The sequence below is a fragment of the Pseudomonas sp. SMN11 genome (genome assembly GCF_052041945.1).
Taxonomy (GTDB): domain Bacteria; phylum Pseudomonadota; class Gammaproteobacteria; order Pseudomonadales; family Pseudomonadaceae; genus Aquipseudomonas.
In genome coordinates this window covers 25,466-37,314 of sequence record NZ_JBKGGW010000014.1, presented here as the reverse complement: position 1 = coordinate 37,314, position 11,849 = coordinate 25,466, and the positions used below count along the sequence as shown (strand labels likewise).

The window sequence follows — 11,849 nt, the reverse complement described above, 5'->3', positions numbered from 1 at the left end:
CACGCAGCATGCTCGGCTGCGCTTTCCCTCCCTGTTACCCGCAGGCCATTCAGCGTAGGTGACTCGCAGGGATACCCACAAATCGGGCGTGCCCCGCTAACCGGCTGTACCTTAGCGCACCGCTTGGTAGTTTTTTGTAGGAAAACTCCTATAAATTCTGCCGTCTGGCATTTACGACACTGAACACCTTGTCGCGATGGTAGACTCGCTGCCTCGTCACAACTTCAGAAACGCTGCCGGAGTGCCCGCCCTACCTGGGGTAACCCTAAAGCAACTTGTTAACAGGACTTTCCACGGCAGGTTCAAGTAATGGGTTTATCCCTGAGAACTGCTAACTGGCCAAAGCCGACAACAACTTCTGCAGCCCTTTGATTTTTCAAACCCGGTAACCTCAATGGCTTCAGTAAAACTTCAAAACGGCAAGACATTCAGTTCCGAATCCGGCACCTCACTGCTCGACAGTGCCAAGGCCGCCGGCCTCACCCTGGAATACAGCTGCCGCACCGGCCGTTGCGGCGTGTGCAAGACCACCGTCGTCTGCGGTGAAACTGAAGCCTTCCGTGAAGAAACCTCGCTGACCGCCGAAGAGCGGGCTGCCGGAATGATCCTGACCTGCTGCCGCCACGCAGCCAGCGACGTGGAAATCGACGCCGAAGACCTCGGCGCCCTCGGCGACATCGTGGTCAAGACCGTGCCCTGCCGCATCGACAGCCTCACCCGCCTGGCCGACAACGTGGTCGAAGTGGTGCTGCGCGTACCGCCCACCGGCAAGCTCAACTACCTGCCCGGCCAGTACCTGGACGTGATCGGCGAAGGCGGCCTGCGCCGCAGCTACTCCATTGCCAACGCCCAGCGCGAAGACGGCAAGCTGGAGCTGCAGATCCGCGAAGTCGAGCAAGGCATGATGTCGCAATACTGGTTTGGCAGTGCCAAGCACAACGACCTGCTGCGCCTGGAGGGCCCGCTGGGTACCTTCTGCCTGCGCGACAAAGAGGCAGGCACCATCGTCTTCCTCGCCACCGGCACCGGCATCGCGCCGGTCAAGGCCATGCTCGAACAGTTGCTGGGCAACCCCGAGCTGGCCGCCGGCAAGAAAATTTACGTCTACTGGGGTGGTCGCACCCCCGGCGACATCTACTGGACCCCTCAACTCGAAGGGCTCAACGCCGAATTCATTCCGGTACTGTCGCGCTCCCACGCCGACTGGCCGGGGCGTACCGGCTACGTGCAAAAGGCACTGCTCGATGACGGCATCGAACTTGCTGACGCGGTCATCTATGCCTGCGGTTCGGAAGACATGATCCACTCCGCCCGTGATGCACTGACCGCCGCCGGGTTGCCGGCCAAACACTTTTACTCCGATGCATTTGTAAGCTCAAACTAACAAGGAGCAGTCATGAAAGCAGTCATTCTGGCAGGTGGACTGGGGACGCGCTTGAGCGAAGAGACCGGTACTCGTCCCAAGCCGATGGTCGAGATCGGCGGCAAGCCGATCCTCTGGCACATCATGAAGATGTACTCCTCGCACGGCATCAATGACTTCATCATCTGCTGCGGCTACAAGGGCTACATGATCAAGGAGTACTTCGCCAACTACTTCCTGCACACCTCGGATGTCACCTTCAACATGCGTGACAACAGCATGGAAGTGCACGACAAGCGTGCCGAAGACTGGAACGTGACCCTGGTGGATACCGGCGAAACCTCGATGACCGGTGGCCGCCTGCGCCGCGTGGCCGACTACGTGCGCCACGAAGAAGCCTTCTGCTTCACCTACGGTGACGGCGTGGGCGATATGGACATCAGCGCCACCATCGCTTTCCACAAGCGCCACGGCAAGGACGCGACCCTGACCGCCACCTACCCGCCGGGCCGTTTCGGTGCGCTGGACATCAGCGAAGGCCAGGTCCTGAACTTCAAGGAAAAGCCAAAAGGCGACGGCGCCATGATCAATGGCGGCTTCTTCGTCCTTTCGCCGAAAGTACTCGACCGCCTGAGCGCCGACAACACCGTCTGGGAGCAGGAGCCGCTGATGGGCCTGGCCGACGACGGTCAGCTGATGGCCTACGAGCACGCCGGTTTCTGGCAGCCGATGGACACCCTGCACGACAAGAACCTGCTGGAAAAGCTGTGGCAGAATGGCACCGCGCCGTGGAAATCCTGGGAATAACTAGAAAATGAAAGCTTCCGTCTCGGCCGCCTTCTGGCAAGGCAAGAAGGTCTTCCTCACCGGCCACACCGGCTTCAAGGGCAGCTGGCTGGCCCTGTGGCTGCAGGGCATGGGCGCGCAGGTGAAGGGCTTTGCCCTGGCACCGCCGACCACCCCGTCGCTGTTCGAACAGGCGCAGGTCGAGCGCGGCATGCACGCCTCGCAGATCGGCGACATCCGCGACCTGGCAGCCATCACCGAGAGCATGACGGCGTTCGACCCGGACATCCTGATTCACATGGCGGCCCAGCCACTGGTCCGGCTGTCGTACCGTGAGCCGGTGGAAACCTATGCCACCAACGTGATGGGTACCGTGCACGTGCTGGAAGCCGCACGCCAGTGCCCGAGCCTGCGCGCCATCGTCAATGTCACCACCGACAAGTGCTACGAAAACCAGGAATGGGAATGGGGCTACCGTGAAAACGAGCCCATGGGCGGCCACGACCCCTACAGCAACAGCAAGGGCTGCGTCGAGCTGATCACCAGCGCCTACCGCAATTCATTCTTCAACGGCGAACACGCAGCGGCGCTGGCCTCGGCCCGCGCCGGCAACGTCATCGGTGGCGGTGACTGGGCAGACGACCGGCTGATCCCCGACATCCTGCGCGCCGTGGCGCAGGGTGAGCCGGTGGTAGTGCGCAATCCCAAGGCCACCCGCCCCTGGCAGCATGTGCTGGAGCCGCTGAGCGGTTACCTTGTTCTGGCCCAGCAGCTATGGGAGCATGGCCACGCTGTCGCGCAGGGCTGGAACTTCGGCCCGCGCGACGAAGATGCACGCCCCGTCGAATGGATCCTCGACCACATGGTCCAGGCGTGGGGCGATGGCGCCCGCTGGCAGCTGGACAACGACCTGCAGCCGCACGAAGCCCGCTACCTGAAACTGGATATCTCCAAGGCCCGCGCCCACCTGAAATGGGAGCCGACCTGGAACCTCGAGACCACCTTGACCTACATCGTCAACTGGCACCGCGCCTGGCTGCAGGGCGATGACATGCACGCCCGCTGCGTAGACGAAATCAACAGCTACATGGCCGCCATGGCTTCTGGCGCCTAAACCACAATTAGCTTGAGCAGGAACTACTATGACCCCCGATATGCTCCGTCAGGAAATCAGCCAGCTCGTCGAGCGCTATGCCCAGATGGCCCTGGCTGCCAAACCTTTTGTTGGGGGCGAAACCGTCATCCCTCCTTCGGGCAAGGTGATCGGCGCCCGTGAACTGCAACTGATGGTCGAAGCGTCGCTGGACGGCTGGCTGACCACCGGCCGTTTCAACGCCGAGTTCGAGAAAAAGCTTGCCGAATTCCTCGGCGTCAAATACCTGATCACCGTGAACTCGGGTTCGTCGGCCAACCTGGTGGCCTTCAGCACCCTGACCTCGCCCAAGCTGGGTGAGCGCGCCATCAAGAAAGGCGACGAAGTGATCGGCGTGGCCGCCGGCTTCCCGACCACCGTCAACCCGATCGTACAGTTCGGCGCCATCCCGGTGTTCGTCGACGTCGACATGGCCACCCACAACATCGATGCCGACCTGATCGAGGCCGCCATCACCCCGAAAACCAAGGCCATCATGCTTGCCCACACCCTGGGCAACCCGTTCAACCTAGCCAAGGTCAAGGCAATCTGCGAGAAGTACAACCTGTGGCTGGTCGAAGACTGCTGTGACGCCCTGGGCGCCACCTACGACGGCAAGCTGGTCGGCACCTTCGGCGACATCGCCACCCTGAGCTTCTACCCAGCGCACCACATCACCATGGGTGAAGGTGGCGCGGTGTTCACCAACAACGCCCAGCTCAAGCTGATTGCCGAATCGTTCCGTGACTGGGGCCGCGACTGCTACTGCGCGCCGGGTTGCGACGACACCTGCGGCAACCGCTTCGGCCAGCAGTTCGGCAGCCTGCCACAAGGCTACGACCACAAGTACGTTTACGCCCACTTGGGCTACAACCTGAAGATCACCGACATGCAGGCCGCCTGTGGCTTGGCCCAGCTGGACCGCGCGCCGGAGTTCATCGAAACCCGCAAGCGCAACTTCAAGCTGCTCAAAGAGCGCCTGTCGAGCCTGAGCGACTTCCTGGAAATCGCCGAGCCGACCCCGAACAGCGAGCCGTCCTGGTTCGGCTTCCCGGTCACTCTGAAGGAAAGCGCCGGGGTCAAGCGTGTCGACCTGCTGAAGTTCCTCGACCAGCACAAGATCGGTACCCGCCTGCTGTTCGCCGGCAACCTGATCCGCCAGCCGTATTTCCACAACGTGGAATACCGTGTAGTCGGCGAGCTGACCAATACCGACCGGACCATGAACCAGACCTTCTGGCTGGGCGTTCAGCCTTCGCTGGGTCAGGAACACTTCGACTTCGTCGGTGAAAAGCTGGAAGAATTCTTCGGGATTGGTTTCTAACTCATGAAAGCTTCAGATGCAGTGGCAAAAGTTCTGGCGGACCACAACGTCCTCTATGGTTTTGAGCTCATCGGTGGAATGATCGCCCATCTGGTGGACAGTATTAACTTGCTCGGCAAGACCAAGTTGGTATCCATGCACCATGAGCAAGGCGCGGCCTTCGCTGCATCTGCGGTCGCCCGTGCGACCCATCACAAGGTCATGGGCGTGGCACTGGGCACCAGCGGTCCAGGCGCCACCAACCTGATCACTGGCATTGCCGATTGCTGGCTGGACAGCCACCCGTGCGTGTTCCTCACCGGGCAGGTGAACACCCACGAGCTCAAGGGCGACCGCCCTATCCGCCAGCAGGGCTTCCAGGAACTCGACAGCGTGGCCCTGGTGAGCAGCATCACCAAGTATGCGCACCAGGTCACTCACGTCGACGAACTCATTCCTAGCCTGCTCAAAGCGCTGCGTATCGCGCGAGAAGGCCGTCCAGGCCCTGTCCTGCTGGACATCCCCATGGACATCCAGCGCGCCGAAATCGATGAGGCGGTGCTGGACCAATTGCTGAAAGCCAGCCTGGCGGCCCCTGCGGCCGAACCACAGCTCTCGTACGGCGAGGTCTGGGCCGCGCTGGCCAAGGCGCAGAAGCCGCTGTTCCTGATCGGCGGCGGCGCTGTCAACTGCCCCACCTTCAACGCTTGGCTCAGCCAGGTCGGTAAACTGGGCATTCCCCACGTCGCCAGCCTCAAAGGCGCTGAAAAGCTCACCGCCAGCGAGCACTACCTGGGCATGCTCGGGGCCTACGGCACCCGCGCCGCCAACCATGCCGTTCAAAACTGCGACCTGCTGGTGGTGTTCGGTAGCCGCATGGACGTACGCCAGACCGGCGCCAAGACTGAAACCTTCGCCGCCAATGCCCAGATCATCCAGTTCGACCTGGATGCTGCTCAGCTGGACAACCGGGTCAAGGCGCAGCAGTCGATCCACGCCGAACTCGATGGCGTGTTCACCGACTTCATCGCCCACGCCGCCACGCTGCAGCCGGCTCCGGCAGCCTGGCGCCAGCACCTGAAAAAGGTGTTCGCACAGTCTTTCGCCGACGAATATGCGGCCTGGGGCGTCAGCCCGTTCGCACTGTTCAGCAGCCTCAACGACCTGACCGCTGACCGCGCCCTGGACTATGTGGCCGACGTCGGCAACAACCAGATGTGGGCCGCCCACACCCTGCGCCTGGGCCCCAATCAGGCCATGCACCATTCCGGCGGCCTGGGCACCATGGGCTTCGCCATCCCTGCCGCGGTGGGCGCGAGCATCGCCGGCGACAAGCCGGTCATTGTCATAACCGGTGATGGCGGTGCGCAGCTCAACATCCAGGAACTGGACATCATCGCCCGCGACCAGCTGCCGATCCTGACCATCGTCATGAACAACCACTCGCTGGGCATGGTCCGCGGCTTCCAGGAAATGTACTTCGAGGGGCGCAACTCTTCGACCTACTGGAATGGCTACACCTCCCAGTTCAAGGCGCTTGGCGAAGCGTACGGCATCCCGTCGCACAGCGTGATCGACCTGGCCGCCTTCAATGCGGCGGTGGCCGAGTTCCTGGCCAACGGCAAGCCGATGCTGATCGAAGTGCTGATGCCCGATGCCCGCGAATGCCGCCCGCGCCTGGAATTCGGCCGGCCGATCGATGAGCAGTCGCCGCTGATGGACCTCAGCCAGTGAGGCTGGCAATCCTCGGGGCCAGCAGCCACATTGCCAAGGACCTGGTCGCCAGCATCGCCGCACACACTGCCTACGCCTGCACCTTGTTCGTCCGCGCGCCTGCCGCGCTGGACGCCGAGTTGCTGGCCATTGCGGCGTGCAAGGGCTACGCCGTCAGCGATTATGCCGGCTTCGATGCCAGCTGCCAGTTCGACGCGATCATCAACTTCGTCGGCGTGGGCGACCCGGCCCGCGCCGTGCAGATGGGCAAGGAAATCTTCACCGTCACCGAGCAGTACGACAACCTGGCGCTGGACTACCTGCGCAGCCACCCTGCGTGCCGCTACATCTACCTCAGCAGCGGCGCGGCCTACGGCAGCAATTTTGCGGCGCCGGTGACCGAAGCCTCCGATGCGGTGTTCCCGATCAACGGCCTGCGCCCGCAGGACTGGTATGGCGCGGCCAAGTTCCAGGCCGAATGCCGCCACCGCGCGCTGCCCGAGGCAGCGATCGTCGATGTGCGGGTATTCAGCTACTTCAGCCATCGCCAGGCCCCGGAAGCTCGCTTCTTCCTCAGCGACATCCTGCGTGCGCTGCACAATGGCAGCGTATTGGAAGTGGCGCCGGACGACATGCTGCGGGATTACCTGACCCCTGCCGATTTCCTGCAGCTGATCGACCGCATCCTGCAGGCACCGCCGTGCAATGCCGCCATCGACTGCTACAGCCAGGCGCCTGTCGGAAAGTTCGAGCTGCTGGCGGCACTGGACCAGACCTTCGGCCTGCAACACAGCGTTGCCGGTGACCAGGCGCGAGTCAATGCCACCGGCCCCAAGGCCCATTACTATTCCCACAACCGCCGGGCCGAGCACCTGTTTGGCTATGTGCCCGGTGACTCGTCACTCAGTGGCGTGGTTCGCGAGATCAGGCAGCAGCTCGATGCAAGACACTAACCCGTCACTCCCCTGGATACGCCGCCTGCTGCAGGTGAAGCTGTTCCGCTTCCTGCTGGTGGGCGTGCTGAACGCGGCATTCGGCTACGGCTGCTTTGCCGGCTTCCTGTACCTGGGCCTGCACTACAGCGCGGCCTTGCTACTGGCCACCATTCTGGGCGTCGCCTTCAACTTCAAAAGCACCGGGGCCCTGGTGTTCGGCTCGAAGAACAACAAACTGATCTTCAGGTTCGTGGCTGGGTATGGCGTGGTTTATGGCGCCAACGTGGCCGGCATCGCAGCGCTCAAGCTGCTGGGTGTCGACCCCTACCTGGCCGGCATGGCATTGATCGTGCCGATGGCCCTGCTCTCCTTTGTCATCAATAACAGGTTCGTTTTCAATTATGCGTAAGCTGATCAGCATAGTGACTCCCTGCTACAACGAAGAAGCCAACATCGATGAGCTGTACCAGCGCATCGTCGAGGTCATGTCACGCCTTGATTACGATTACGAACATGTGTTCATCGACAACTGCTCCACCGACGGCAGCCACGCGAAGCTGCGGGCACTGGCCGCGCAGGACAAGCGCGTCAAGTTGATCTTCAACGCCCGCAACTTCGGCCATATCCGTTCGCCTTACCATGCCCTGCTGCAGGTCAACGGTGACTGCGCCGTGCTGATCGCCTCCGACCTGCAAGACCCGCCCGAGATGATCGAAGAGTTCGTCAAGAAGTGGGAAGAAGGCTTCAAGACCGTGATGGCGGTGAAGCCGGAAAGCGAAGAGTCGCGCATGATGTTCCTGGTGCGCCGCGCCTACTACCGTTTCGTCACGCGCATTTCGGAAGTACCGCTGGTGCAGAACGCCACCGGTGCCGGCCTGTTCGACCGCGCGGTGCTCGACATCCTGAAGAAGATCGACGACCCATACCCGTACTTCCGGGGCTTGCTGTGCGAAATCGGCTTCCCGATCGCCACCGTGCCGTTCAAGCAGCCACGCCGCCAGCGCGGTATCACCAAGAACAACTTCTACACCCTGTACGACATCGCCATGCTTGGCATCACCAACCACTCCAAGGTGCCCCTGCGCCTGATGGTGATGGGCGGTGGCCTGCTCGCGGGCCTGAGCCTGCTTGCCGCGTTTGCCTTCCTGCTGGCCAAGCTGGTGTTCTGGAACTCGTTCCAGATGGGTATCGCGCCGTTGCTGATCTCGCTGTTCTTCTTCAGCTCGGTGCAGATCCTGTTCCTTGGCATGCTGGGGGAATACCTGGGGTCGGTGCATACGCAGATGCGCAACATGCCGCTGGTGGTGGAAGCCGAACGCGTGAATTTTGACTAAGGCAAGTCGAGCTCGATACCCATGAATGCACACAACTCCATGCGCTCGGCCGGGCAGACTGCAACGATAAGGACGCGGACTTTGCGCAGCATCCTTGCCGCTGAATGGAAACTGGTATTGGTGGGGGCGCTGGCCTCTTTCCTGATCGCCAGTATTCTCATGAGCGGCATGCGCGAAGGCCTGGTGCCAGACCTTTCCACACCTTACGGTTATGCAGGCGATGGACTGTTCCACGCCTGGATGGCCCAGCGGGTCGCCGAGGGCTGGGTATTCGATAACGCCCGCAGTGGTTTCCCGTTCGGCTCGAACTTCCTCGACTTCCCCGGTTCCGACGCCGGCGCGCACCTGGTCATCAAGCTCTCGTCCATGCTTGGCGGTGGGTGGGTGGCAGGGGTCAACCTGTTCTTCTTGCTGGGCTTTGCCGCGTGCTTTGCCGCCACTTATGTAGCGGCTCGAGCATTTGGCCTCAACCGTAGCTTCGCAGTAACTGCCAGCGCACTTTATACGTTTGTGCCCTTCCACTTCTTGCGTTTGCACCACCTTTTCTACACCTGGTACTTCGTTGCCCCACTGTTTTTCTACTTGGCTCTGGTGGTTTATCGCACATGCGAACCTGAACAACCGGCCAGTATCCTGTCCCGGCTCGGCAAGCTGCTGGCAACCGCCGCAGGCATGCTGGTACTGGCCTCGTTCGGCGTCTACTACGCGCTGTTCGGTGCAATCGTCATTGCGCTGGCCGGGGTATTCAGCGCCCTTAGGTCAGGCAACCTGCATGGCCTGAAGAAGGCCGCTCTGCTGTGTGCCGCCATCGTATTCGGGGTGTTCGTCAACATCGCCCCCAACATGCTTGGCAATCTCAGGGATGGAAAAAACCCCGAAGTGGCGCAGCGCTCACCTGTCGAGTCCGAAATCTATGGCTTGAAGATGATGCAACTGATCATGCCAAGGCAGGAGCATCGTATTCCCTATCTGGCTGAGCTGACTCGGCAGTACAACCGCTGGACCCCAGTGGTCAACGAAAATGCAACCTCGTCCATCGGCGTGATTGGCTCCGCCGGCTTCATGTTGATCTTGCTGCTGATTGCCCTGGCGCCAGCCCGCAATGAAACCGACGACAGGCTCCGTCTGCTGGCAGGGGGTACCTTGGTGCTGTTCCTGTTCGCGACCATCGGAGGCTTGGGAGCACTGTTCGCCATGCTCGTTTCGCCCTCCATCCGGGGCTGGAACCGTGCCAGCATCTTCATCGCCTTCGGCTCGATCCTGTTCTTCTTCATTGCATTGCAACTGCTGCTGGAAAAGAAGGCACCGCGCCTGGCTAACTACTCAGTCGCTATTTCGGCCGCACTGCTTGCCGTAGGCCTGTACGATCAAACCGCACCTGCCTGCCAGGCTTGCAATGCCAGCCAGAAGGTGGCTTTCGAAAGCGACAAGCATTTTGTGGAGGCTGTAGAGCACGCGCTGCCCGCAGGCGCTGCGGTGTACCAGTTGCCTTATATCGGCTTCCCTGAGGTACCGCCACTTCACAGGCTTGCCAATTACCAGATGATGGCTGGCGTACTGCACTCCACCGCTCTGCACTGGAGCTTCGGTGGCATGAAAGGCCGGCCGGGAGATCTGTTCTATCGCTCTCTGGCTCAGGAGCCGATGGTCCGCCAACTTGAAGTGGTTCGCCAGCTCGGTTTCGAGGGCATTTACATTGATCGGCGCGGCTACGCCGACAATGCCGATGCGCTGATAGCAGAGCTGACTCGGTTACTGCAACATCCACCCGCGCTGCAGAGCGACGACCAGGAACTGGTGTTCTTCAAGGTCGACGGCAGTGCGCATCCGCAACTGGCCGGTCTCTCGGCGAAACAGGTCATGGGCCAAGCTGGCTACTTCGCTGACGCACTGGGCCCACGTAGTCATGGCACTCTACAGAGCGGCATCGATTTTACCCAACGTCTCTTCCCCGACTTCATCAGCAGTGCTGAAGGCCTGTCTGCACAAGAACCCTGGGGGCGTTGGTCCGCCGGTTCCAAAGTGGATTTCGGCTTCGTCGAACCCTTGCCGCAGAAGTTCACCCTGGTATTGAAAGCACAAGCCTTCGCAGCCAATGCGCAAACCCCTATACGGGTTGTTGTGGGCAGCCAGGAATACAGCATCGAGTTGACGCACGGAGTCTCCGAGGCTCGGTTGGACGTGGACCTCAAGGGCACCGAAGCGAAGCACATCGCGTTCTTCCCTCCCCATCCAGCGTCACCTAGGGACGTGGCCGGCAGTGATGACGAACGTATCCTCGGTATCGGTTTCGTATCGATGCAGATCGTAGAGTAAGGATGACCGCCCCTATGGAGCCATTTATGCCTGAAATGCCTGTCCTTATTACCGGGGGTGCCGGCTTCATCGGCTCGCACCTGAGCGATGCCTTGCTGACCAAGGGTTACTCGGTGCGAGTGCTCGATGATTTGTCCACCGGCAAGCTGAGCAACCTGCCGCTGGACAACCCGCGGCTGGAGTTCATCCGGGGCGATGTCGCCGATGCCTCCCTGGTTGCACGGGCAGCCGAAGGTTGCCAGGCGATCATGCACCTGGCCGCCGTTGCTTCGGTGCAAGCATCCGTCGATGACCCTGTCCGTACGCACCAGAGCAACTTCATCGGCACGCTGAATGTCTGCGAGGCCATGCGCCTGGCAGGTATCAAGCGCGTGGTATTCGCCTCCAGTGCCGCCGTTTACGGCAACAACGGTGAAGGCGAGTCCATCAGCGAAATGACGCCCAAAGCGCCATTGACGCCCTACGCCTCGGACAAGCTGGCCAGCGAATACTATCTGGACTTCTACCGCCGCCAACACGGGCTTGAACCGGTGCTGTTCCGCTTCTTCAACATCTTTGGCCCGCGCCAGGACCCTTCCTCGCCGTATTCCGGGGTGATCAGCATTTTTGCCGAGCGTGCGCAGAAAGGCCTGCCCATTACGGTGTTCGGCGACGGCGAGCAAACTCGCGACTTCTTCTTCGTCAGCGATTTGGTGAACTTGCTGGTGCAAGGGCTGGAGCTGAGCAGCAGCCCCGAAGGGGCGATCAATGTCGGCTTGAACAAGGCGACATCGCTGAACCAGATTCTGGCAGCGCTGCGTGATGTGCTGGGAGAATTGCCTGAGGTGTCCTATCAGCCCGCTCGCGCCGGTGACATTCGTCACTCCAGAGCCGATAACCAGCGCCTGCTGGAGCGTTTGAAGATGCCGAAAATCACACCGATCGACGTCGGCCTGGCCCGTTTGCTCGGGATTTAATGGTCAGCTGA

The 11,849-nt window shown here is 61.2% G+C and carries 10 protein-coding genes; all 10 read left to right on the top strand.

Annotation, left to right across the window (positions count from 1 at the left end; translation table 11 throughout):
• Nucleotides 1-394 precede the first annotated feature (394 nt).
• Genes ACLEJU_RS14225 through ACLEJU_RS14180 form a run of 10 tightly spaced genes read left to right on the top strand, consistent with a single transcriptional unit; the run spans nucleotide 395 to nucleotide 11,838 of the window.
• A complete protein-coding gene (locus tag ACLEJU_RS14225; RefSeq protein WP_435422858.1) occupies nucleotides 395-1,384 on the top strand; it encodes an FAD-binding oxidoreductase in 990 nt (329 codons plus the stop codon).
• Between the two features lie 12 nt (nucleotides 1,385-1,396).
• Nucleotides 1,397-2,170 carry a glucose-1-phosphate cytidylyltransferase gene (gene rfbF / locus ACLEJU_RS14220; RefSeq protein WP_435422857.1) on the top strand — a complete coding sequence of 258 codons (774 nt, stop codon included), beginning with the start codon at nucleotides 1,397-1,399 and terminating at the stop codon, nucleotides 2,168-2,170.
• 7 nt (nucleotides 2,171-2,177) lie between these two features.
• The gene (gene rfbG / locus ACLEJU_RS14215) at nucleotides 2,178-3,263 is read left to right on the top strand and encodes a CDP-glucose 4,6-dehydratase (protein WP_435422856.1); all 1,086 of its coding nucleotides are present in this window, start codon (nucleotides 2,178-2,180) and stop codon (nucleotides 3,261-3,263) included.
• 28 nt (nucleotides 3,264-3,291) lie between these two features.
• On the top strand, nucleotides 3,292-4,605 hold the full coding sequence (gene rfbH, locus ACLEJU_RS14210; RefSeq protein ID WP_435422855.1) for a lipopolysaccharide biosynthesis protein RfbH: 1,314 nt from the start codon (nucleotides 3,292-3,294) through the stop codon (nucleotides 4,603-4,605).
• Nucleotides 4,606-4,608: 3 nt separating this feature from the next.
• The gene (locus tag ACLEJU_RS14205; protein ID WP_435422854.1) at nucleotides 4,609-6,318 is read left to right on the top strand and encodes a thiamine pyrophosphate-binding protein; all 1,710 of its coding nucleotides are present in this window, start codon (nucleotides 4,609-4,611) and stop codon (nucleotides 6,316-6,318) included.
• On the top strand, nucleotides 6,315-7,250 hold the full coding sequence (locus tag ACLEJU_RS14200) for an NAD-dependent epimerase/dehydratase family protein (protein ID WP_435422853.1): 936 nt from the start codon (nucleotides 6,315-6,317) through the stop codon (nucleotides 7,248-7,250). The genes ACLEJU_RS14205 and ACLEJU_RS14200 overlap by 4 nt, the downstream gene beginning before the upstream one ends.
• Nucleotides 7,237-7,641, top strand: a complete 405-nt coding sequence (locus tag ACLEJU_RS14195) for a GtrA family protein (RefSeq protein ID WP_103449607.1) — start codon at nucleotides 7,237-7,239, stop codon at nucleotides 7,639-7,641. Before ACLEJU_RS14200 ends, ACLEJU_RS14195 begins: the two co-directional genes overlap by 14 nt.
• Complete coding sequence (locus ACLEJU_RS14190) at nucleotides 7,634-8,566, top strand: glycosyltransferase family 2 protein (RefSeq protein WP_435422852.1); 933 nt, start codon at nucleotides 7,634-7,636, stop codon at nucleotides 8,564-8,566. Before ACLEJU_RS14195 ends, ACLEJU_RS14190 begins: the two co-directional genes overlap by 8 nt.
• A gap of 39 nt (nucleotides 8,567-8,605) precedes the next feature.
• Nucleotides 8,606-10,882 carry a DUF7024 domain-containing protein gene (locus tag ACLEJU_RS14185; RefSeq protein ID WP_435422851.1) on the top strand — a complete coding sequence of 759 codons (2,277 nt, stop codon included), beginning with the start codon at nucleotides 8,606-8,608 and terminating at the stop codon, nucleotides 10,880-10,882.
• A 26-nt stretch (nucleotides 10,883-10,908) separates the two neighbouring features.
• Entirely contained in the window at nucleotides 10,909-11,838 is a 930-nt protein-coding gene (locus ACLEJU_RS14180) for an NAD-dependent epimerase/dehydratase family protein (RefSeq protein ID WP_435422850.1), read from the top strand.
• Nucleotides 11,839-11,849: the final 11 nt, after the last annotated feature.

Coding starts and splice junctions, on each gene's coding strand:
- ACLEJU_RS14225 (WP_435422858.1), top strand. CDS start 395: ATGGCTTCAGTAAAACTTCAAAACGGCAAGACATTCAGTTCCGAATCC.
- ACLEJU_RS14195 (WP_103449607.1), top strand. CDS start 7,237: ATGCAAGACACTAACCCGTCACTCCCCTGGATACGCCGCCTGCTGCAG.
- rfbF (WP_435422857.1), top strand. CDS start 1,397: ATGAAAGCAGTCATTCTGGCAGGTGGACTGGGGACGCGCTTGAGCGAA.
- ACLEJU_RS14185 (WP_435422851.1), top strand. CDS start 8,606: ATGCGCTCGGCCGGGCAGACTGCAACGATAAGGACGCGGACTTTGCGC.
- ACLEJU_RS14190 (WP_435422852.1), top strand. CDS start 7,634: ATGCGTAAGCTGATCAGCATAGTGACTCCCTGCTACAACGAAGAAGCC.
- rfbH (WP_435422855.1), top strand. CDS start 3,292: ATGACCCCCGATATGCTCCGTCAGGAAATCAGCCAGCTCGTCGAGCGC.
- ACLEJU_RS14205 (WP_435422854.1), top strand. CDS start 4,609: ATGAAAGCTTCAGATGCAGTGGCAAAAGTTCTGGCGGACCACAACGTC.
- rfbG (WP_435422856.1), top strand. CDS start 2,178: ATGAAAGCTTCCGTCTCGGCCGCCTTCTGGCAAGGCAAGAAGGTCTTC.
- ACLEJU_RS14180 (WP_435422850.1), top strand. CDS start 10,909: ATGCCTGAAATGCCTGTCCTTATTACCGGGGGTGCCGGCTTCATCGGC.